Origin of the sequence: Halopseudomonas sabulinigri, assembly GCF_900105255.1 — a bacterium.
Classification (GTDB): domain Bacteria; phylum Pseudomonadota; class Gammaproteobacteria; order Pseudomonadales; family Pseudomonadaceae; genus Halopseudomonas; species Halopseudomonas sabulinigri.
Genome location: NZ_LT629763.1, coordinates 3,441,115 through 3,460,184, shown reverse-complemented (window position 1 = coordinate 3,460,184; position 19,070 = coordinate 3,441,115). Strand labels below are relative to the sequence as shown.

Below are 19,070 nucleotides of genomic sequence, written 5' to 3'. Positions count from 1 at the left end.
TGTTTCAATCGAGACTGTTACGGACCGCGGTAACCTGCACATAGCGCTGCTGTTGCAGCTCGTCCTGGGTTTTGACGGTGGGGCGCTCGCTGAGCAGCAGCGCCATCCGCACGCTGCGCACGCGCCCCATTTCTGCACCGCCAATAACATCGCGGTAGGTACCGCCAACTGCGGCGGACAGCGGATCGGCGGCCATACCGAAGCTCAAACTGAAATCCGCCACCCCCTCAATCAAGGTTTCGAAGTTGCCCTTGCCATTGCTGCGCACCTGCACACGCTGATCCCTTTGACGGTATTCCAGTAGCCGCAGCGGGATCAGCAGATCACCCGGCTGCGGCGCCAGCAGCGTGTCGCCCTCGCCTACCTCCAGCCGATCAAGGCAATTGCTGACCAGTAGCCAGCGCGCGCCATAATCCTGCGCACTGACCTCAGCCGCGGGCGGCGTCGCCGCCACCGGCACGGCGGTAATCAGCCGCAGCACATGCTGCTGGTAGGTGATGGGGTTGCTCAACGCTGCCGGCAGGATTGAGCGCACCGCTGGCGGCAAACGCTGCAGGTCAAGACAACCAAACTGGCCGGCCAGGCGGATATCCTGAGCCAGCCGTCCGAGTAGAAAACGCGCGTTCTCCTGCATTGCCGCCGAGCGCTGTTGCAGAACAAAGCTGTCCTTGCTGGCGAGAAACACCTGCAGCACACCGAGCGTCAGCATCAAGCCCAACGCCATGGCGATCAGCAGCTCGACCAGGCTGAAGCCGCTTACAGGTTTTGCGCTCATGGTTGCGCCCCAAGCAAGGCGGTGACCCGCAGCTCGGCATCCGCTGCGCCGACAAACTGGCGGGCTTCCGACCACTGCAAGTGCAGGCTTGCCATGCCGTTATGCAGCGACAAGCGGGCACGGCCAGCTGGCAGCTCGCAGGTAACCGCACGGGTGAAGTCGAGTTTGTCCTGCGCCAACACACTGTCAGCGGAGACAGTCAACTGGTGCGCGGCGGCCTGCTCGCAGTCAGCGTCAACCGTCATAGCGTAGAAGGCTATTTGCTCGGGATTGGCGCGCAGACGCTCCAGCATGTCCTGCGCCAGCAGGCTGGCGTGGGTCGCGTGCAGTGAGCCGCTGTGATAGCGCAGGGCACTGAGTTGCAGCGAGGCGGCACCGAGAATACCGAGCGCCAGCACCAGCACCGCGACCAGCACCTCAAGCAGAGAAAAGCCGCGCGCAGCGGCCAGCGGAGGAGATATAAAAAACGGCATGTTCAGCTGTCCAGCTCCGGGAATCAGGCCGGGACAGCTGAACCTCGGCAGTGGTCATCCATTGACTGGCACTAGCCTAGCGTTGTGAATCGCCACCCTCCCCACCCGTTTGGGTGAGAGCCGGGCGCAACATCCGCAACCCTCGACATTCGCCCCGCCGCTGTTCAGTTCACGCGGCGCAGCGCTTGCCCCTGAATAAAGGCCTGCAGATTCTCCGCCAACTGCCCGACGATGCGTTGGCGCGCCTCGCGGCTTCCCCAGGCGCTGTGCGGGGTGATGATCAGGTTGGGGATCTGAGGATCAAGTAACGGGTTACCGTCACGCGGCGGCTCGGTGGTCAGCACATCGCAAGCCGCGCCGCCCAGGTGACCCGCGCGCAGGCTGTCGGCCAGCGCCTGCTCATTGACCAGGCCGCCACGGCCAGCATTGATCAGCAGGCTACCCTCGCGCATGCTGGCCAGTTGTTCTGCACCGATCAGATCGCGCGTATGTTCAGTCAATGGGCAGTGCAAGCTGAGCACGTCAATCTGCTCAAGCAGGGCCGTCAGGCCCGGCCGGTCATCCCGCTCGCGGCCCGGCAAGGCGCCAACCAGTACACGCATGCCAAAGGCTTCAGCCAGGCGCGCCACCGCCTGACCCAATTCGCCATAGCCGAGGATGCCCAGGGTGCGCCCGGCCAGCTCACCAATCGGGTAATCCAGCAGACAGAACTGCTCGCTGCGCTGCCAGGCCCCATCCCGAACGGCAGCGCGGTAGGACTCAAAGCGGGTGATCAGCACCAGCATGCACATCAAGGTGTGCTGCGCGACTGCCGGCGTGCCGTAGCCCTGACAATTGCAGACGGCGATACCGCGCTCCGCCGCTGCCTTGAGGTCAACATTATTGGTACCGGTGGCGCTGAGCAGGATCAGCTTGAGCTCTGGGCAGGCGTCCATCACCTCGGCGTCAATCATTACCTTGTTGGTCACCACCACCTCAAAACCCTGCATACGCTCGATGCGCTGCGCCGGTTCAGTTACCGCGTGGCTGCTATACCGAGCACCCAGCGAGCTGAGCGGTTGCATGTCTAAATCGCCCTGATCCAGGGTGGATTGATCAAGAAAAACAATGGTGGGGGTATTCTGCATGTTGGCTGTACCTGTCAGTGCGCCGACGCTGCGGCTAAAATGCCTGCTCACAGAGGAGGCCTGAAATGTATTGGAATGAATTCATGCTGGTAGCGCTGGTCCACTTGCTGGCGGTTGTCAGCCCAGGTCCGGACTTTGCCGTGGTGATTCGCAACAGCGTCAGCAGCGGTAGCCGCACCGGACTGTTAACCGCAGTAGGCGTTGGCGGCGGCATCTTTGTGCACGTGGCCTATTCGCTGCTGGGCATTGGTCTGATTGTGTCGCAGTCAGTCTGGCTGTTCAATCTGATGAAACTGGTGGCCGCCGCCTATCTGCTGTATATAGGCATCCGTGCGTTACAGGCCAAGCCGCAGCCGGCCACCCCAGCCGAACAACAAACGCCAGCGCCGGCGATGACCGCCCGTCAGGCCCTGCTGCAGGGCTTTATTACCAACGGTCTGAACCCCAAGGCGACGCTGTTCTTCTTGTCGCTGTTTACCGTCGTGATCAGCCATGACACACCGCTACCGATTCAGGCCGCCTATGGCGTCTATCTGGCGGTAGCCACCGGCGCCTGGTTCTGTCTGGTGGCGCTGCTGTTCAGCCGCCCGGCAGTGCGCCGTGGCTTCAATCGCTTGGGGCACTGGTTTGATCGCTTGATGGGGACGGTATTGATCGGACTTGGCCTGCACCTGGCCCTGTCACAATGGTTCAAGCGCGGCTAAGCCGCGCAGCACCTTAGGTACTCAAGCCAGCGCTGGCGTCTCCTCACTCCAGCGCTGCAGCACATCAACCCAGTGTGCATCTTCGTTCAGACAGGGCACCAGCACCAGTTCTTCACCGCCGGCAGCAATGAACTGTTCCCGCGCGCGGTCGCCGATCTCTTCCAGCGTCTCGATGCAATCGGTCACAAAGGCCGGGCAGACGACCAGCAAGCGTTTGACACCCTGCGCTGCCAATTCATCCAGCCGTGCCTCGGTATAGGGCTCAATCCATTTGTCACGCCCCAGGCGCGACTGGAACGACTGCGACCACTGGTCATCACGCAGGCCCAGGCGCTGCGCCAGCGCCTGGCTCACATAGCTGCACTGCGCGCGGTAGCAAGTGGCATGCGCCGGCGAGGGGCGGCTGCAGCAATCGGGTGACGACAGACAGTGGCCAGCGGTCGGGTCGGCCTTGCGCAGATGCCGCTCCGGCAGGCCGTGATAGCTCATCAGCAAGAAGTCAAAACCCTGCTCAAGGTGCGGCCGGGTCGTCTGCGCCAGGGCGTCGAGGTAGTCACTGCGATCATAAAAGGGCGGCAGTACATTCAACTTGATCTGCAGGCCATGCGCCGCAATCACGCGCTTGGCTTCAGCGATTGACGTAGTAACAGTGCTGTCGGCAAATTGCGGGTACTGCGGCATGAACAGCACCTCGCGCACACCCGGTTCGGCGGCCAGCTTGAGCAGCCCCTGCTCAATCGAGGGTTCACCGTAGCGCATGGCCATCTCGACCGGCATTTTCAGGCGTGCCTGCAAAGCCTGCTGCACGCGGCGAGTAATCACCACCAGCGGCGAGCCCTGCTCCCACCAGATAGATGCGTAGGCATGCGCCGAGGCCTTCGGCCGGGTCAGCAGAATCAGCCCGACCAGCAAGCGGCGCAACGGCCAGGGCAAATCCACCACGTACGGGTCCATCAAAAACTGATTCAGATAGCGGCGCACGTCGCCCACTTCAGTACTTCTGGGCGAACCCAGATTGACCACCAACACACCCCGCTCCGACATCGAACACTCCCACCCTTGCAATGATTCAGTTTGCTTTTACCGCCGCCGCCAGCGCTGCTTCAACACGCTGATAGCTGAAATTGAAGCCTTCGGCCTGGGCCTTGGCCGGCAGGGCACGCTGCCCGGTCAACAACAGGCGGGACATTTCGCCCAGCGCCAGTTTGAGCACAAATCCCGGCAGCGGCAGCACCGCGGGGCGACCCAATGCGCGACCCAGCTCCCGCGCAAACTCGCGATTACTGACCGGATGAGGCGCGCTGGCGTTATAGGCACCGCGGCACTCCGGCGTCTGCAACATCCAGAGGATCAGGCTCACGACATCGTCCAGGTGCACCCAGGGCATATACTGCTCACCGCTGCCGATAGGGCCGCCGAGCCCCAGCTTGAACGGTGGCTTGAGCCGCGCCAGAAAGCCGCCTTCAGCAGCAACCACCAACCCGGTGCGCATGATACACAAACGCACACCGTAGGCAGTGACCCGTTTTGCCGCAGCCTCCCAGGCGTCGCACAGGGTATGGGTATATTCCTTTTTCGCCGGGCTTTGCTCGGTAATCGGCTCGCTGCCGCCATCGCCATACCAGCCCACGGCCGAGCCACTGACCATGACCTGGGGTTTGCGTGCTTGCTCGCCCAGCCACTGCACCAGCTGCTCGGTCAACGACACCCGGCTGGCCCAGAGCACCGCTTTGCGTTTCTCTGTCCAGGGTCGGTCCGCCACTGGAGCACCGGCCAGATTCACCACGGCATCAAAGTGCTCACCATCAAGCTGGCTCAATTCGGCCACGCCGCGTACCTGCGCGCCGCAGAGCGCGGGCACCTCGTCCGGGCGACGACTCCAGACGCTCAGGCTGTGCCCCTCGGCCAACAGCCGCCGACAGAGCGCACGGCCGATCAATCCGGTGCCACCGGTAAGCAGTATGTTCATAACCATCCCCTGTGGTTGCTGCAGCAAATCAATAAAGCACCGATGCGCCTGGCTATCAAGCCAGCGCTCTGCGCTGCGCCAGGCAACGAAATCAGGCTTTGCTGCGGTGGACCAACAGGGTATCTTATACAAAACCAATTTTATGTATAATTTTTCACACTTCCTTAACCGAACGTGATCAAGGATTACCATGAGCCAAGCCCCCAGCGTTGCCATCATTGGCGCCGGCATGTCCGGACTCAGTGCCGCCACCCGATTGCAACAAGCCGGCCTGCAGGTGACGCTGTTCGACAAGAGCCGGGGCAGCGGCGGCCGCATGAGCAGCAAGCGCACCGACCTCGGCACCTTCGATATGGGCACCCAGTATTTCACCGCACGCGATGCGGATTTTGTCGCCGCGGTTGCCCAATGGCGCGCCGAAGGCTGGGTCGCCGAGTGGCAACCACGGCTGTTTCGCTATGACGAGCAGGGTCTTGCAGCCTCGCTCGATCAGCAGCAGCGCTTTGTCGGCAGCCCGCGTATGACCGCTCTCAGCCGCGGCCTGCTGGGTAATCTGCCGTTACACAGCAGCACCCGCATCGAGCAACTGCAGCGTATTGACCAGCAATGGCAACTGCGCGACAGCGCAGACGAGCAATACGGCCCGTTTGACCGCGTCATAGTCGCGATTCCGCCAGCTCAGGCGTTACCGCTGATCAACGACATCGCTGCGCTGGCAGACCCCGCCGCACGCAGTGAGATGGAGCCAGGCTGGGCAGTAGCGCTGGGCTTCAGCGCCCCGCTGGAGCTGCCACTCGACGCTGTGTTCGTGCGCCAAGGTCCACTCGACTGGATAGCTCGCGACGCCAGCAAGCCCAACCGTGGCAGTGCAGAAACCTGGGTACTGCAGTCCACCCCTAGCTGGGCAGCCGCACACCTGGAGAGCGAGCCACACGCCGTTGTCGAGGAGCTCCTCAGCGCCCTGCAAGCCGTCGTAGGCGCGCCGCTACCGGCACCGACTTTCCAGCACGCACACCGCTGGCTGTACGCCCGACCCGCCGCGCTCAGTGATTGGGGTGCACTCGCAGCCCCCGCCCAAGGCGTGTACGTCTGCGGCGACTGGTGCCTTGGCGGCCGACTGGAAGCCGCCTGGCTAAGTGGCCAGCACGCCGCCAAGGCTCTGCTCGAGACCGCATGAAAGCGCACAATCCTTTCAACCCACGCAAGCTGTTGCATTCCAAATGGACGGCGGTACAGCCGCAACGCCGCGAGAAGCACTTCATGGTGACAGCCTGTCACTGGAGTGAAGACCAAAGCACCCTGCTCGGCATAGAACTGCAGGCCGTACTCACGGGTGCCTGCCGGCACTTGGACTGGCAGGTGCTGCGCGATCGCAGCCAGTGGTTGCAGGGCTGGAAATAAAATCAGCAACACACTTGTACAAATACTTTGCTGCTGTACACTTATTCTTGTACAACGAATAAGGCGGCGTATAACCAGGGTACATGCACCCAAGGTACACCGCCCTCGGCGACAGGCAGAGGTGCAGCATGCAGGCAGATATCCCACAACGCATTCCCGTCGGCATCAGTCAGTGCCTCACCGGCGCGCCTGTGCGTTTCAATGCCAGCCACAAGCATTCGCGTCTGTGTACCGAGCAACTGGGCAGCCTGTTTGAACTGACCCCCTTCTGTCCCGAGGTCGCTATCGGCATGAGTACGCCCCGCGCGCCCATCCGTCTGGTTGGCGACCCCAAAGCCCCCAGCGTGGTCGGCACCAAGGACACCCGCGTGGATGTCACCTTGCCGCTACAGCACTACGCCGAGCAGGTCAGCCAGGCCAATCCGCAGCTGTGCGGTTTTATTTTGATGCAGAAATCTCCCAGCTGTGGCATGGAACGAGTCAAGGTTTACCGCGACAACGGCCACCCAGCGGATGCTACCGGCAGCGGCGCCTTTGCCGCTCGTCTAATGGCGCGAAATCCCCTGCTGCCGGTGGAGGAGGAAGGCCGCCTGCACGACCCGGTGCTATGCGAAAACTTTGTTACTCGCGTCATCGTCTACGCACAATGGCAGGCGTTGCAGCGCGACGGCCTGTCCGCCGCCGCGTTGCTGCGTTTCCATGCGCGCCATAAATATCTGGCGATGGCGCATCACCAGGGCCTGTACCGCGAGCTGGGGCCAATGCTCGCCAACCTGCGCCAACAGGACCTGCAGGCAACCGCGACAGCCTATTTCGCACGTTTGATGCAGTGTCTGAAAACGCCCGCGCAGCGAGGTGGGCACAGTAATGCGTTGCAGCACCTGGCCGGTCACTTCAAGCATGTACTCAAGCCGCAGGAAAAGCAGGAGCTCAGCGCGCTGATTGACGACTATCGGCGCGGCACTATCCCCTTGGTCGTACCCATAACGCTGCTCAAACACCATCTGCTCAACCATCCTGACGGTTATCTGGTAGAGCAGGCCTATCTGCAACCCCATCCGGCTGAGCTCAGCCTGCGCAACGCCATATAGGCCCGCCATGCATACCCAAGAAGCCAGCCTGCTGCCCATTCGCGAAGTCGCTCGCGCCACCGGCGTCAATCCGGTCACGCTGCGGGCCTGGGAGCGCCGCTATGGCCTGGTCAAGCCGCACCGTACGCCCAAGGGGCATCGCTTGTATGCGCCCGAGCAGCTGCAACAGATTCAGCAGATCCTGACCTGGCTGGAGCGCGGGGTGGCGATCAGTCAGGTTGCCGCGCTGGTGCGCGAGCAGGTCGAGCCTGCGCCCAGCCTTGAGCGTGCCTCGTTATGGCAGCACCAGAGCGATACCCTGCTGTTCAGCCTGGCCCGTTTCGACAACCGTCAGTTGGCCGCCCAGTACCGCGACCTGATGGGTTTGTATCCTGCACCGCTGGTCTGCGCGCAACTGTTGGAGCCGGTGCTGGCCGAACTTGAGCAGCGCCCGGCCAGCCAATACGGCAACCAGTTGGAGAAGCAGTTTCTGCACTCCTGGCTGCACAGCCAAATGGCCGCGCGACTGGCCATGCAGCAGGAACAGGCGCAAGGACCGCGTCTGCTACTGGCCAATATCTCCGGTACCAGCCATGAACCGCGGCTCGACCTGCTATCGCTGCTGTTCAGTGATGCCGGTTTTCGCCTGCTTCGCCTGGAGGTTTGCCCCCCGGCCAGCGAGTTGACGCTGCTACATGAGCGCCGTCCGTTGGATGCCATGCTGCTGGTGGGCAGTCAGCGCCTTGACCCGACAACGCTGGAGCGCGATCTACCGCGCCTGGCGGGTCAGGTCAGCTGCCCGCTGTTCGCTGCCGGACCGATAGTGCAACTGCACGCAGGTGACCTACGCGACGCGGGCATAACGCTGCTCAGCAGCAGCCCGGCGCTGAGTTTCGAGCAACTGCAGCAGGCCCTTGCAGGAGACGCCGCATGAGCCAGAGCAGTGTTTCGCTATGCTGGCTGCGCGCCGACCTGCGTCTGCACGACAACCATGCGCTCTACCATGCCAGTCAACGTGGCCCGGTGGTGGGGGTATTCATCGCCACGCCGGCGGTGTGGCGCGAGCACGACGACGCGCCGATCAAGGTCGATTTCTGGCGCCGCAATCTGCAGGCGTTGGCCGGCAATCTACAAAACCAGGGTATTGCCCTGCGCATTCTGGAAGCCGACAGATGGGACCAGTGCCCGCAGTTGCTGCTTGATTGCGCCGCCGAGCTGGGCGCCGATGCGCTCTACTTCAACGACGAGTACGGCCTGCATGAACAGGCGCGCGACGACGCCGTGATGCAGGCCTGGCAGGCGCGCGACTTGCATTGCCAACGCTACACCGATCAATTGCTATTCCCACCGGGCAGCCTGCAGACCCAGGCCGGCAGCATGTTCAAGGTGTACAGCCAGTTTCGCCGCCGTGCCTACGAGGCCCTGCACCGCCACTTGCCGCGTTGCCTGCCGGCCCCCGAGAAACAATCCGTCAGCACACCGCAAAGCAGTGCGCTGCCCGACGCCTTTGCCGGCTTCAGCGCCGCCAGCGAAGCCCAGCAAGCACTCTGGCCAGCGGGTGAAGAGGCCGCGCACGAGCGCCTGCAGCACTTTACCCAGCAGCTGCTGGAAGACTATGAGCAAGACCGCGACCGCCCTGATCTAGACGGCACCAGCCGTCTCTCGGCTTATCTGGCCGCCGGCGTTGTGTCACCGCGGCAATGCCTGCATGCCGCGCTGCAAATCAATCACGGCGAGTTCGATAGCGGCAACCCAGGCGCCGTCAGCTGGATCAACGAGCTACTCTGGCGCGAGTTCTACAAGCACATCCTGGTCTGCTATCCGCGCGTCTCGCGGCACCGCGCATTCCGTCCGGACACCGAGGCGGTGGTCTGGCGCGATGACCCCGAGGGCCTGCGCGCCTGGCAGCAGGGCGAAACCGGCATTCCCATTGTGGATGCGGCCATGCAGCAACTGCTGCAAACCGGCTGGATGCACAATCGCCTGCGCATGATCAGCGCCATGTTCCTCAGCAAGAACCTGCTGATCGACTGGCGGGAGGGCGAGCGCTGGTTCATGCAGCACCTGATCGACGGTGATCTGGCCGCCAACAACGGCGGCTGGCAATGGAGCGCCTCGACCGGCACAGACGCTGCGCCTTACTTCCGCGTATTCAACCCGCTAAGCCAGTCGCAAAAGTGCGATCCTGACGGTAGTTTTATCCGGCAATGGTTGCCTGCCCTGGCCCACCTGTCGCCGCGCGAGATCCATAGTCCACCGGTGAACGATCTGCTGAACGCCGTCGACTATCCGGCCCCTATTGTCGATTTGAAAAGCAGTCGCCAGCGCGCCATCGAGGCGTTCCGCAGCCTGGGAGCCGAAGCATGAACAGCACCGAATTTGCCCGTCAGTTTGCCGCCGGTTTCGCGGCCCTGAACAAGCACAACCTTGAGCGGTTAAGCGAGCTGTATCACCCGCAGATTCACTTTACCGACCCCCTGCACGATCTGCAGGGGCTGCCGGCACTGCAGGCCTATTGCGAGAATCTCTATGCGAACGTCAGCGAGCTTGAGTTCGAATTCTTGCAATGCAGCGGCATCGACGAGCAGCAGGCGATGTTGCGCTGGGTCATGCGCTTTCGTCATCCGCGGCTGGCTGGCGGCGAGCTAATCAGCGTACCCGGCTGCACTCTGATTCACTGGCACGACGGCAAGGTAGACCGGCACATCGATTATTACGATGCTGGCGCCCTGCTGTACGAACATTTACCACTGCTGGGGCGTGTCATTGCCTGGCTCAAAGGAAGATTGGCATGAGCATACAAAAGCGTATCTGGCTGACCGGCGCCTCCAGCGGAATCGGGCTTGCACTGGCCGAGCAACTGGCCGCCCAGGGGCATAAACTGGCACTGACCGCCCGCAGCGCACCGCCACTGCTGGCACTGGCCGAGCGTTTTCCCGGACAGATTCTGGTGATCACCGCCGATCTCACTGACCCGCACGCGGTACGCGAAGTCGGCGAGCGCATCGGCGCCGCCTGGGGCGCACTGGACCTGGCTATTCTCAATGCCGGCACCTGCGAATACATGGACCTGCCCACCTTTGATGCGGCACTGTTCGGGCGCGTCATGCAGGTCAATGTGCAAGGCACCGCCCATTGCATCGAAACCGCCCTGCCGCTGCTGCGGGCCGGCGAGCAGCCGCGTCTGGTCGGGGTTGGCAGCAGCGTGACCTTTGTGCCGCTGCCCCGCGCCGAAGCCTACGGCGCCTCCAAGGCGGCCGTGCGCTACCTGTTTCAGTCACTGGAGCTGGATCTGGCGCAAGACGGCATCAAGGTAAGTCTGGTCAGTCCCGGCTTCGTTGAAACCCCGCTGACGGCCGCCAACGATTTTCCCATGCCCATGCAGATCACCAGCGAAAAAGCGGCTCAGGCCATTATTCGCGGCATTGAGCGCGGCAAGCGCGAGATCAGCTTTCCGGGGCCCTTCATCTCACTGCTGTGTCTGGTCGGCCATCTGCCGTCGGCACTGCGCGTCATGCTGACTAAACGCCTCGCTCGCCCTACCACCACAACCGGAGGTTGCTGATGCGCGTTGCCATAATCGGCTCTGGTATTTCCGGGCTGGTCTGTGCCCGCCTGCTGTCGCGCCGCCACGAGGTGACCGTATTTGAAGCCTCCGACTGGGTCGGCGGGCACACTCATACGGTAGATGTATCGGTTGATGGCCGCGATTACGCCATCGACACCGGTTTTATCGTTTTCAACGACTGGACCTACCCCAACTTCATCGAACTGCTGAAGCAGTTGGGCGTAGCCTCGCAGCCGACCGAAATGAGCTTTTCCGTCAGCGATCCGCGTAGCGGCATGGAGTACAACGGCAATACGCTGAAGACCCTGTTTGCGCGGCGACGCAACCTGATTTCTCCGGGCTTCTTGCTGATGCTGCGCGACATCCTGCGCTTCAACCGCGAAGCTCAAGAGGATTTGCGCGACGGCACCCTGGACGCCGACACCACACTGGGCAGCTACCTGAATTCACGCGGCTACGGCAAGCGCTTCAGGGAACATTACATAGTGCCTATGGGGGCGGCGATCTGGTCCATGCCGCTGGAGCAGATGCTGGCCTTCCCGCTCGCGTTCTTCGTGCGTTTCTTTCGTAATCACGGTCTGCTCGGCATCAAGGACAGGCCGCAATGGCGCGTAGTCTGTGGCGGCTCACGCAACTACCTCGCGCCACTGATCGAACCCTTCAGAAACAACATACGCTTGGGCTGTCCGGTTCAGCGAGTAGAGCGCAACGGCCCCGATGTGGCTATCCACAGTAGCGCCGGTGAAGAACGTTTCGACAAGGTGGTGTTCGCCTGCCACAGCGACCAGGCGTTGGCCATGCTGGATACTCCCAGCAGCGCCGAAGAAGAGATTCTGGGCGCCATCGGCTACGCTGACAACGAGGTTGTACTGCACACCGACACCCGCCTGCTGCCGCAACGCAGACTCGCTTGGGCCAGCTGGAATTATCGCTTGGGCCACGCCATCGAACAGCCCGCCGCGGTCACTTACAACATGAACATACTGCAGGGCATCGAGGCGCCGCAGACCTTCTGCGTCAGCCTGAATCAGACTGCGCAGATCGACCCCGACAAGATCCTGCGCCGCTTCTCCTACGCGCATCCGCAGTACAGTCTGGCCGCCGTCAGGGCGCAGGCGCGCTGGGAAGAGCTGCTCGGCAAACAGCACAGCTTCTACTGCGGCGCCTATTGGGCCAACGGCTTCCATGAAGACGGCGTAGTCAGCGCCCTGCGCGTCGCCGCGGCCTTTGGGGAGTCGTTGTAATGACGCTCGCCAGCGCGCTCTACCGGGGAGAGGTGCGGCATCGCCGGCACGCCCCGCGCCAGCACGCATTCAACTACCGCACCAGCCTGCTGTTGCTCGACCTGGATGAACAGGCCGCCGTCTTCGGCCTCAGTTGGTTATGGTCAGGGCGCTGGTACTCGCCCATGCGCTTTCGCGAGCTGGATTACCTGCGCGATCAGCGCGCCGACGACGAAAGCCTGAAAGCCTGCGCGCAGCGCTTGGTGCAGGAGCAGCTTGGCGTCTGCGCCGACGGCGCCGTACAGCTACTGACTCAGGTGCGCAGCTTTGGCCTGGTGTTCAACCCGGTGTCCTTTTTCTATTGCCATGACCGCGCAGGCCAGCTGCAGGCGATCATCGCCGAGGTGACCAACACGCCATGGCGCGAGCGCTTCTGCTATCTGATCAAAGCCGACCCGCAGCGCAGCGAGCAGCGGGTAGAGACGCGCAAGGCGTTTCATGTCTCGCCTTTTCTGCCGGCGGACCTGGATTACCGCATGCGTTTTAGCCAACCCGCGCAGCGCCTGCGCGTGCACATGGAAGACTGGCAAGGCGAGCAGCGGCTGTTCGACGCCACGCTAAGCCTTGAGCGCACGCCGCTTAGCGCCAGCCTGCTGCGCAGCGAAGCCTGCTCGTTCCCGTTCATGGTGCTGAAAACAGTGAGCGCGATCTACTGGCAGGCGGCACGCCTGCTAATCAAGCGCACACCCATATTCGACCACCAGCAAGCCGAGCACAGCCTGCAAACGTCTTCAGCCGTTATCGTCAAGGAGCAGTCCGATGAAACCCAGCAGCCCAGATGATGCGCTTGCCAACCGCCGAAAGACGCCGTCACCCGCCCCAGCGGTGCAACGCAATAAAGACCAGGGCGGGGCAGCAAACGGCTGGCTGACCACGCTCAGTCGCCGCGCTGTGTTGCGGCAATTGAGCGCCATCACCCGAGGTACTCTGACGGTGCACGAGGCAGGGCAGACGCTGCATTTCGGCCAGCCCGACAGCGATGGTCTGCATGCCGAGATCCGCGTAGAGGATGCCGCCGCTTACGGCATGATTGCCAGCAATGGCAGCGTCGGCTCCGGCGAGGCCTATATCCAGGGCTACTGGTCGACCCCGGACCTTACCGCGGTCACGCGGCTGTTCGTACGCAATCTGGATGTACTGGATGCCATGGAAACCGGCCTCGCCCGGCTCGGCGCACCCGCGCTGAAATGGCTGCACTGGCTCAACCGCAACACTCTCAGCGGTTCCAGGCGCAACATTCAGGCGCACTACGACCTGGGCAATGCGCTGTTCGAAAACTTCCTAGACCCGAGCATGATGTATTCGGCTGCGATCTTCCCGCCCAGTGAGGACAATCTGGAGCAGGCGCAGTGGAACAAGCTCAAGCGCATCTGCTGCAAACTGGAATTGTGCGCGGATGATCACCTGCTGGAAATCGGTACCGGCTGGGGCAGCATGGCGATCTACGCCGCGACCCATTATGGCTGCCGGGTCACCACCACCACCCTGTCCGATGAACAGTATGCCTTCACCGCGCAGCGCATCCGCGAGCTGGGCCTAGAAGATCGCATCACCCTGCTGCTCAAGGATTACCGTGAACTCGACGGACAGTACGACAAGCTGGTCTCGATCGAAATGGTCGAGGCGGTCGGGCATGAATTCTTTCGCAACTATTTTGAAACCTGCGCCGCGCGGCTCAAGCCAAACGGCCTGATGCTGCTGCAGGCCATCACTATTCGCGACCAGCGCTACGAGCAGGCGCGGCGCAGTGTGGATTTCATCCAGCGTTACATATTCCCCGGCGGCTCATTACCCTCGATCAGCCTGATTGCCGAGTTGACCCGCAAGCACACCGACCTGGCGATGCTGCACCTGGAAGACATCGGCAGCCACTATGCACGCACCCTGCGTCACTGGCACCAGAACCTGCGTGCGGCCCGTGGCGAGCTAGCCCATCTCGGGTATGATGACGCCTTTTTTCGGCTCTGGGAGTTCTACCTGTGCTACTGCGAGGGCGGTTTTATCGAGCGCTCCATCGGCACTGCGCAGGTCCTGCTAAGCAAACCCGACGCCAGACCCAAATTGGATCTTTACGCTCTGGGGGAGTGATATGCCCACTCGACTGATCGCCAACGCGCTGCTGTTTCAAGCTGGCTGGTTCGCCTGCGTGCTGGGCGGGACCAGCTGGTGGCTGCTCGTTCCGCTGGCGGCGCTGGTGCTGCATTTTTGCTGGATCAGTTCTTGGGCTGCCGAGGGCAAACTGGTGGTCAGCGTTGCATTGACCGGCGCCGCGCTGGACTCTTTTCTGTTGCAGTTAGGGGTGTTCGACTTCGCCACCACCGATACCCTCGCCCCGCTTTGGCTGGTGCTGCTATGGGCACTATTGGGGACCACGCTGAATCACTCGCTGGCCTGGAGCGCCAAGCCAATCTGGCTTGCTGCGGTGCTGGGCGCCGTGGGCGGGCCCATGGCGTATTTTGCCGGTAGCGCCCTGGCCAGTGTCAGCCTACCGCTCGGCCAGCAAGCGACCCTCTGGATCTTGGCGCCGATATGGGCCCTAGTCATGCCGTTGCTGCACGGGTTTGCCCACCTGTACCGGGAGCAATTTCGCCTGCTGCAGCTGGCCCGGCAGCGCCGCTAGACGCTGCCAGTCAACGCTCAGATGGCGAAGCGATAGTATAGAGCGGCCTTGTTGATGCCCTGGTTCGGCTGCTCTATGCCGGCGTTCGAATAGTGGTAATAGCGCAACCCCAGCTCGGAACCGGACGCAAAGCGCAAGCCAGCGCCAATGCGATCCTCAAACTGGAAGTTTGACCCCAGGTCCCGGCGGTCATCGAGATTGCTCTCACTGAACAGCGCAGCACCGATACCCGCTTCCAGAAACGGCGTCACGCCGCCGTTGTCGGGTCCAAACTGCAGGCGGAACATCGGCGTCAGCGAAATACTTTGGGTGTCCAGATCATTCCAATAGGTGTAACCGGCATCCCAGTAACCGTCCAATGCTACCGCGCCACCATCACTACGCCACATTTCACTGGCAAACTCGAACTGCGCAGCCAGACGATAGGCATCCGTTGATTCGTTGGTGTGCCCTGCTTCAAGGGTGAGGCCGTCAAGCGCAAAGACCGGTGAACTGAACGCCATGACCGACAACATACTACCCAGCATCAAGCCCTTATTTCTCATGCTCTTTTCCTTAGCATTTCGTTAAACAGACACAAAATAGACAGTACTTCGCCCAAAAGTTCTTAGATGCCGAGATTTTCTACTTGCGCGTTCTCACCCAGCAAAACCGGCAGCACGGCGTACATCTGCTGCGGGTCACCACTGCTCCAGAACGCGGTGGCAGCTGGCGGCTGGCGGCTGAGCAGCTGGTTTTCGGTCAGTTTGACCTGTAACTGACGGGCCACTGCCGCACCGGTATCGACAATCTGTACCTGCGGCGGCAACAGGCACTGCAACGCGGGGCGCAGAAAGGGGTAGTGAGTACAACCTAGAATCAGGGTGTCGCAACCGGCCGCCAGCAGGGGCGCTGTGTAACGCTGCAGCAGCGCCTCCACCGCCGGACCGCTCAATTCGCCACGCTCGACACACTCGACCAGTCCCGGACAAGGCTGGGTGATGACCTTGACCGAGCGCGCGAAGCGGTCCAGCAAGGCGGCAAATTTAGCGCTTTGCAGGGTGCCGGTGGTGGCCAGCACACCTACCACACCATTGCGGGTGGCCAGGGCTGCCGGCTTGACGGCCGGCTCCATGCCAATGATCGGCAGGTCGAACTCGCCGCGCAAATCGTTGATCGCGGCGGCCGTAGCGGTATTGCACGCCAGTACCAGCGCCTTGGCGCCGCGCTCGATCAGAAAACGGGCAATGGCACGGCTACGTTCGCGAATCTGCTCAGGCGGCTTGTCGCCGTAGGGTACGTAGCCGCTGTCGGCAACGTAGAGTAGCGACTCCGCCGGCAACAGCTGGCGAATCTCGCGCAGCACCGACAGGCCACCGACACCGGAGTCGAATACGCCAACCGGGGCGTTCAAGAGGCAGCCCTGGCGGTGCAGCAGGCACAAGCCGGATCACGCCGCACGCGCATTTCACGGAAGCGACTGTCGAGCGCATCGATCAGCAGCAGGCGCCCCACCAGCGGCGTACCAAAACCGGCCAGCAACTTGAGTGCCTCCAGCGCCTGCAGGCTGCCAACCAGCCCGACCAAGGGGCCGAGCACGCCTGCTTCACTGCAGCTCAGCGCCACGTCATCGCCCTCACCTGCGCCATACAGGCACTGATAACAGGGGCTGACGTCGTCGCGCGGATCAAACACGCTGAGCTGACCTTCCAGGCGAATGGCCGCGCCGGAGACCAGCGGCTTGCCCAACGCGAAGCAGGCGGCATTGACCGCCTGCCGGGTGGCAAAGTTGTCAGAACAATCGAGCACCAGATCAACCTCCGCAATCGCCGCCTGCAGGCTGTCTTCGGCCAGCGCGGTGGGCAAACGCCGCACCTGCACCTCGGGGTTGAGCGCGTGCAAGCGCTCGGCGGCGGAGTCTACCTTGAGCTGGCCGAGGCTAGCGCTGTGATGAATGATCTGGCGCTGCAGATTGGTCAGATCCACCCGGTCATGATCAGCCAGCAGCAGAGTGCCGACCCCGGCCGCTGCCAGATAGAGCGCGACCGGTGCGCCCAGGCCACCGAGGCCAACGATCAGCACGCGGCTGTTCAGCAGCCGCTGCTGGCCGGCAATGTCGATTTGCGGCAGCAGTATCTGCCGGCTGTAACGCAGCAGGCTTTCGTCATCCATGCCAGCGCCCTCCCGTGACCCGCAGGTTGCCGCCCAGATCGCGCCAGCTCTGGACCTGTTGATAGCCGCGAGCGCGCAACAACTCGGCCACCGCCTCGGCCTGCTGCCAACCGTGTTCCAGCAGCAGCCAGCCACCGGGTTGCAGATGCGCCGGTGCGGTACTGACCAAATGGCGAATATCATCCAGACCATCGGCGCCGCTGACCAACGCACTGCGCGGTTCAAAGCGCACGTCGCCCTGCGCTAGATGCGGGTCATCGGCGGCAATGTAAGGCGGGTTGGACACAATCAATTCGAATCGCTGACCTTGCAATTCGGCAAACCAGTGGCTGAGCACAAACTGCACATTGCTAAGTCGCAACCGCTCGGCGTTGCACTGCGCCAACACCACGGCCTCGGCGACCCGGTCACTGCCGGTCAGTTGCCAGTCTGGCCGTTCCGCCGCCAGCGCCAGCGCGATGGCGCCGCTGCCGGTGCCCAGATCGAGCACCGCAGCCGGCCCCTGCGGGCCAAGTTCCAACCCGAGTTCGACCAGCCGCTCGGTGTCCGGGCGTGGGATCAGCGTGGCCGGGCTGACCTGCAGGTCCAGCGTCCAGAAACCCCGCTCGCCCAGCAGGTAGGCTACGGGCTCGCCGGCGCGTCGGCGCGCCAGCAACGCGTGAAAAGCGGCTATCTGTTCATCACCGAGCTGGGCATCCGGCCAGCTGCGCAAATAACTGCGCCCCTTGCCCAGCACCTGGCACAGCAACAACTCGGCGTCCAGCGCGGGGCTGTCCGAACCAGGCAATTCGGCCTGCGCCAACAGCTCGGCGACGGTCAGGCTCATGCGTTTTCCAGGGCCGCCAGTTGATCAGCCTGATATTCGCGGAGCAAGGGTTCGACCACGCCATCGAGGCCACCCTGAATTACCTCGTCGAGGCTGTACAGGGTGAGATTGATGCGGTGATCGGTGACCCGACCCTGTGGGAAGTTATAGGTACGGATGCGCTCGGAACGGTCACCCGAACCGACCAGCGAACGGCGGGTATCGGAAATTTCCTTTTCCTGCGCTTCGCGCTGCTGGTTGACCAGTTTGGCCTGCAACAGACTCATCGCACGTGCGCGGTTCTTGTGCTGCGAGCGCTCATCCTGACACTCAACAACGATACCCGTGGGCAAGTGCGTCAGGCGAATCGCAGAATCGGTCTTATTGACGTGCTGGCCGCCGGCGCCCGAGGCGCGGTAGGTATCGACACGCAGGTCATTGGCGTTGATCTCGATCTCGGCCTGGGCGTCCATTTCCGGCAGGACCGCTACGGTGCAGGCCGACGTATGAATGCGTCCCTGAGATTCGGTCTCGGGTACCCGCTGCACGCGATGCGCACCCGACTCGAACTTCAGCTTGGCGTACACGCTCTGCCCTTCAACCCGGGCAATGACTTCTTTATAGCCACCGTGCTCGCCGGCATTCTCGGAAAGAATCTCGACGCGCCAGCCCTGCCGTTCGGCGTAGCGGCTGTACATGCGAAACAGATCACCAGCAAAGATCGCGGCCTCATCACCGCCGGTACCGGCGCGTACTTCAAGAAATACGTTGCGTTCGTCGTTAGGGTCCTTGGGCAGCAACAGGCGGTTCAGCTCCTCTTCCAGCGCCACCACTTGGGCCTCGCTGGCGGCGGCGTCTTCCTCGGCCATTTCCCGCAGGTCGGGATCACTGTCCTTGAGCAGACTGCGCGCTTCTTCCAGGTCGCCCTGCACACTGCGCCAACTGTCGTAACACTTCACCGTGGCTTCCAACTCGGCGTACTCCTTGGAATAGGCACGGAAGCGGTTTTGATCGCTGATCACCTCGGCATCACTGAGCAGCGCCGACAACTCTTCGAAACGCTCGCTCAAGGTGTCCAGACGGTTCAACAGGGATGCTTTCATCATTTGCCTTGTAGGATTGGA

At 62.4% G+C, this 19,070-nt stretch carries 22 protein-coding genes; 12 read left to right on the top strand and 10 right to left on the bottom strand.

Features of this window, described 5'->3' with window-relative positions; all coding sequences use genetic code 11:
• Positions 1-4: 4 nt before the first annotated feature.
• The 3 genes from BLU26_RS15710 to BLU26_RS15700 form a co-directional block, all read right to left on the bottom strand.
• Positions 5-775 (bottom strand): prepilin-type N-terminal cleavage/methylation domain-containing protein, encoded by a 771-nt coding sequence (locus BLU26_RS15710; RefSeq protein ID WP_092287798.1) that lies wholly within the window; start codon positions 773-775, stop codon positions 5-7.
• A complete protein-coding gene (pilV, locus tag BLU26_RS15705) occupies positions 772-1,248 on the bottom strand; it encodes a type IV pilus modification protein PilV (protein ID WP_092287797.1) in 477 nt (158 codons plus the stop codon). Before pilV ends, BLU26_RS15710 begins: the two co-directional genes overlap by 4 nt.
• Before the next feature lie 164 nt (positions 1,249-1,412).
• Positions 1,413-2,375 carry a 2-hydroxyacid dehydrogenase gene (locus BLU26_RS15700; protein ID WP_092287796.1) on the bottom strand — a complete coding sequence of 321 codons (963 nt, stop codon included), beginning with the start codon at positions 2,373-2,375 and terminating at the stop codon, positions 1,413-1,415.
• A gap of 65 nt (positions 2,376-2,440) precedes the next feature.
• Here BLU26_RS15700 and BLU26_RS15695 point away from each other — a divergent pair, with 65 nt between their 5' ends.
• Entirely contained in the window at positions 2,441-3,079 is a 639-nt protein-coding gene (locus BLU26_RS15695; protein ID WP_092287795.1) for a LysE family transporter, read from the top strand.
• A gap of 21 nt (positions 3,080-3,100) precedes the next feature.
• Here BLU26_RS15695 and hemH read toward each other — a convergent pair whose 3' ends face one another.
• Both hemH and BLU26_RS15685 read right to left on the bottom strand, forming a co-directional pair.
• Positions 3,101-4,123: a ferrochelatase gene (gene hemH, locus BLU26_RS15690; protein WP_092287794.1), complete on the bottom strand. Its 1,023-nt coding sequence runs from the start codon at positions 4,121-4,123 to the stop codon at positions 3,101-3,103.
• A 25-nt stretch (positions 4,124-4,148) separates the two neighbouring features.
• The gene (locus BLU26_RS15685; protein ID WP_092288525.1) at positions 4,149-5,048 is read right to left on the bottom strand and encodes a TIGR01777 family oxidoreductase; all 900 of its coding nucleotides are present in this window, start codon (positions 5,046-5,048) and stop codon (positions 4,149-4,151) included.
• 190 nt (positions 5,049-5,238) lie between these two features.
• Between BLU26_RS15685 and BLU26_RS15680 the strand changes: the two genes are divergently transcribed.
• From BLU26_RS15680 to BLU26_RS15630, 11 genes are all read left to right on the top strand, one after another.
• On the top strand, positions 5,239-6,225 hold the full coding sequence (locus BLU26_RS15680; RefSeq protein WP_092287793.1) for an NAD(P)/FAD-dependent oxidoreductase: 987 nt from the start codon (positions 5,239-5,241) through the stop codon (positions 6,223-6,225).
• Positions 6,222-6,449 (top strand): TIGR02450 family Trp-rich protein, encoded by a 228-nt coding sequence (locus tag BLU26_RS15675; RefSeq protein ID WP_092287792.1) that lies wholly within the window; start codon positions 6,222-6,224, stop codon positions 6,447-6,449. The genes BLU26_RS15680 and BLU26_RS15675 overlap by 4 nt, the downstream gene beginning before the upstream one ends.
• 128 nt (positions 6,450-6,577) lie before the next feature.
• Positions 6,578-7,540, top strand: coding sequence for a YbgA family protein (locus BLU26_RS15670; RefSeq protein ID WP_092287791.1), 963 nt, complete (start codon positions 6,578-6,580; stop codon positions 7,538-7,540).
• 7 nt (positions 7,541-7,547) lie between these two features.
• Positions 7,548-8,453 carry a MerR family transcriptional regulator gene (locus tag BLU26_RS15665; protein ID WP_092287790.1) on the top strand — a complete coding sequence of 302 codons (906 nt, stop codon included), beginning with the start codon at positions 7,548-7,550 and terminating at the stop codon, positions 8,451-8,453.
• Positions 8,450-9,886: a deoxyribodipyrimidine photo-lyase gene (gene phrB, locus BLU26_RS15660; RefSeq protein ID WP_092287789.1), complete on the top strand. Its 1,437-nt coding sequence runs from the start codon at positions 8,450-8,452 to the stop codon at positions 9,884-9,886. The genes BLU26_RS15665 and phrB overlap by 4 nt, the downstream gene beginning before the upstream one ends.
• Complete coding sequence (locus BLU26_RS15655) at positions 9,883-10,314, top strand: nuclear transport factor 2 family protein (protein ID WP_092287788.1); 432 nt, start codon at positions 9,883-9,885, stop codon at positions 10,312-10,314. The genes phrB and BLU26_RS15655 overlap by 4 nt, the downstream gene beginning before the upstream one ends.
• On the top strand, positions 10,311-11,084 hold the full coding sequence (locus BLU26_RS15650; RefSeq protein ID WP_092287787.1) for an SDR family NAD(P)-dependent oxidoreductase: 774 nt from the start codon (positions 10,311-10,313) through the stop codon (positions 11,082-11,084). The genes BLU26_RS15655 and BLU26_RS15650 overlap by 4 nt, the downstream gene beginning before the upstream one ends.
• The gene (locus tag BLU26_RS15645) at positions 11,084-12,331 is read left to right on the top strand and encodes an NAD(P)/FAD-dependent oxidoreductase (RefSeq protein WP_092287786.1); all 1,248 of its coding nucleotides are present in this window, start codon (positions 11,084-11,086) and stop codon (positions 12,329-12,331) included. Before BLU26_RS15650 ends, BLU26_RS15645 begins: the two co-directional genes overlap by 1 nt.
• Positions 12,331-13,152, top strand: coding sequence for a DUF1365 domain-containing protein (locus BLU26_RS15640; protein WP_092287785.1), 822 nt, complete (start codon positions 12,331-12,333; stop codon positions 13,150-13,152). Before BLU26_RS15645 ends, BLU26_RS15640 begins: the two co-directional genes overlap by 1 nt.
• On the top strand, positions 13,130-14,458 hold the full coding sequence (locus BLU26_RS15635; RefSeq protein WP_092287784.1) for an SAM-dependent methyltransferase: 1,329 nt from the start codon (positions 13,130-13,132) through the stop codon (positions 14,456-14,458). The genes BLU26_RS15640 and BLU26_RS15635 overlap by 23 nt, the downstream gene beginning before the upstream one ends.
• A 1-nt stretch (position 14,459) precedes the next feature.
• A complete protein-coding gene (locus tag BLU26_RS15630; RefSeq protein ID WP_092287783.1) occupies positions 14,460-14,990 on the top strand; it encodes a DUF2878 domain-containing protein in 531 nt (176 codons plus the stop codon).
• A 17-nt stretch (positions 14,991-15,007) separates the two neighbouring features.
• On the opposite strand, the gene BLU26_RS15625 is transcribed toward BLU26_RS15630, so the two are convergent.
• The 5 genes from BLU26_RS15625 to prfA all read right to left on the bottom strand — a co-directional run bounded on the left by BLU26_RS15625 (position 15,008) and on the right by prfA (position 19,049).
• A complete protein-coding gene (locus tag BLU26_RS15625) occupies positions 15,008-15,535 on the bottom strand; it encodes an acyloxyacyl hydrolase (RefSeq protein ID WP_231701963.1) in 528 nt (175 codons plus the stop codon).
• 62 nt (positions 15,536-15,597) lie between these two features.
• Positions 15,598-16,383 carry a glutamate racemase gene (gene murI, locus BLU26_RS15620; protein WP_092288523.1) on the bottom strand — a complete coding sequence of 262 codons (786 nt, stop codon included), beginning with the start codon at positions 16,381-16,383 and terminating at the stop codon, positions 15,598-15,600.
• Positions 16,380-17,141 carry a molybdopterin-synthase adenylyltransferase MoeB gene (locus BLU26_RS15615; RefSeq protein WP_092287782.1) on the bottom strand — a complete coding sequence of 254 codons (762 nt, stop codon included), beginning with the start codon at positions 17,139-17,141 and terminating at the stop codon, positions 16,380-16,382. The genes murI and BLU26_RS15615 overlap by 4 nt, the downstream gene beginning before the upstream one ends.
• Positions 17,134-17,967, bottom strand: coding sequence for a peptide chain release factor N(5)-glutamine methyltransferase (gene prmC, locus BLU26_RS15610; protein WP_092287781.1), 834 nt, complete (start codon positions 17,965-17,967; stop codon positions 17,134-17,136). The genes BLU26_RS15615 and prmC overlap by 8 nt, the downstream gene beginning before the upstream one ends.
• Complete coding sequence (gene prfA / locus BLU26_RS15605) at positions 17,964-19,049, bottom strand: peptide chain release factor 1 (RefSeq protein WP_092287780.1); 1,086 nt, start codon at positions 19,047-19,049, stop codon at positions 17,964-17,966. Before prfA ends, prmC begins: the two co-directional genes overlap by 4 nt.
• Positions 19,050-19,070: the final 21 nt, after the last annotated feature.

What these genes read in the sequence shown, in the direction of transcription:
- BLU26_RS15645 (WP_092287786.1), top strand. Translation starts at nt 11,084, where the DNA reads ATGCGCGTTGCCATAATCGGCTCTGGTATTTCCGGGCTGGTCTGTGCC.
- BLU26_RS15635 (WP_092287784.1), top strand. Translation starts at nt 13,130, where the DNA reads ATGAAACCCAGCAGCCCAGATGATGCGCTTGCCAACCGCCGAAAGACG.
- BLU26_RS15655 (WP_092287788.1), top strand. Translation starts at nt 9,883, where the DNA reads ATGAACAGCACCGAATTTGCCCGTCAGTTTGCCGCCGGTTTCGCGGCC.
- BLU26_RS15680 (WP_092287793.1), top strand. Translation starts at nt 5,239, where the DNA reads ATGAGCCAAGCCCCCAGCGTTGCCATCATTGGCGCCGGCATGTCCGGA.
- BLU26_RS15710 (WP_092287798.1), bottom strand. Translation starts at nt 775, where the DNA reads ATGAGCGCAAAACCTGTAAGCGGCTTCAGCCTGGTCGAGCTGCTGATC.
- BLU26_RS15625 (WP_231701963.1), bottom strand. Translation starts at nt 15,535, where the DNA reads ATGAGAAATAAGGGCTTGATGCTGGGTAGTATGTTGTCGGTCATGGCG.
- prfA (WP_092287780.1), bottom strand. Translation starts at nt 19,049, where the DNA reads ATGAAAGCATCCCTGTTGAACCGTCTGGACACCTTGAGCGAGCGTTTC.
- BLU26_RS15700 (WP_092287796.1), bottom strand. Translation starts at nt 2,375, where the DNA reads ATGCAGAATACCCCCACCATTGTTTTTCTTGATCAATCCACCCTGGAT.
- BLU26_RS15640 (WP_092287785.1), top strand. Translation starts at nt 12,331, where the DNA reads ATGACGCTCGCCAGCGCGCTCTACCGGGGAGAGGTGCGGCATCGCCGG.
- BLU26_RS15630 (WP_092287783.1), top strand. Translation starts at nt 14,460, where the DNA reads ATGCCCACTCGACTGATCGCCAACGCGCTGCTGTTTCAAGCTGGCTGG.
- BLU26_RS15665 (WP_092287790.1), top strand. Translation starts at nt 7,548, where the DNA reads ATGCATACCCAAGAAGCCAGCCTGCTGCCCATTCGCGAAGTCGCTCGC.
- BLU26_RS15685 (WP_092288525.1), bottom strand. Translation starts at nt 5,048, where the DNA reads ATGAACATACTGCTTACCGGTGGCACCGGATTGATCGGCCGTGCGCTC.
- prmC (WP_092287781.1), bottom strand. Translation starts at nt 17,967, where the DNA reads ATGAGCCTGACCGTCGCCGAGCTGTTGGCGCAGGCCGAATTGCCTGGT.
- hemH (WP_092287794.1), bottom strand. Translation starts at nt 4,123, where the DNA reads ATGTCGGAGCGGGGTGTGTTGGTGGTCAATCTGGGTTCGCCCAGAAGT.
- BLU26_RS15650 (WP_092287787.1), top strand. Translation starts at nt 10,311, where the DNA reads ATGAGCATACAAAAGCGTATCTGGCTGACCGGCGCCTCCAGCGGAATC.
- BLU26_RS15675 (WP_092287792.1), top strand. Translation starts at nt 6,222, where the DNA reads ATGAAAGCGCACAATCCTTTCAACCCACGCAAGCTGTTGCATTCCAAA.
- pilV (WP_092287797.1), bottom strand. Translation starts at nt 1,248, where the DNA reads ATGCCGTTTTTTATATCTCCTCCGCTGGCCGCTGCGCGCGGCTTTTCT.
- BLU26_RS15615 (WP_092287782.1), bottom strand. Translation starts at nt 17,141, where the DNA reads ATGGATGACGAAAGCCTGCTGCGTTACAGCCGGCAGATACTGCTGCCG.
- BLU26_RS15695 (WP_092287795.1), top strand. Translation starts at nt 2,441, where the DNA reads ATGTATTGGAATGAATTCATGCTGGTAGCGCTGGTCCACTTGCTGGCG.
- phrB (WP_092287789.1), top strand. Translation starts at nt 8,450, where the DNA reads ATGAGCCAGAGCAGTGTTTCGCTATGCTGGCTGCGCGCCGACCTGCGT.
- BLU26_RS15670 (WP_092287791.1), top strand. Translation starts at nt 6,578, where the DNA reads ATGCAGGCAGATATCCCACAACGCATTCCCGTCGGCATCAGTCAGTGC.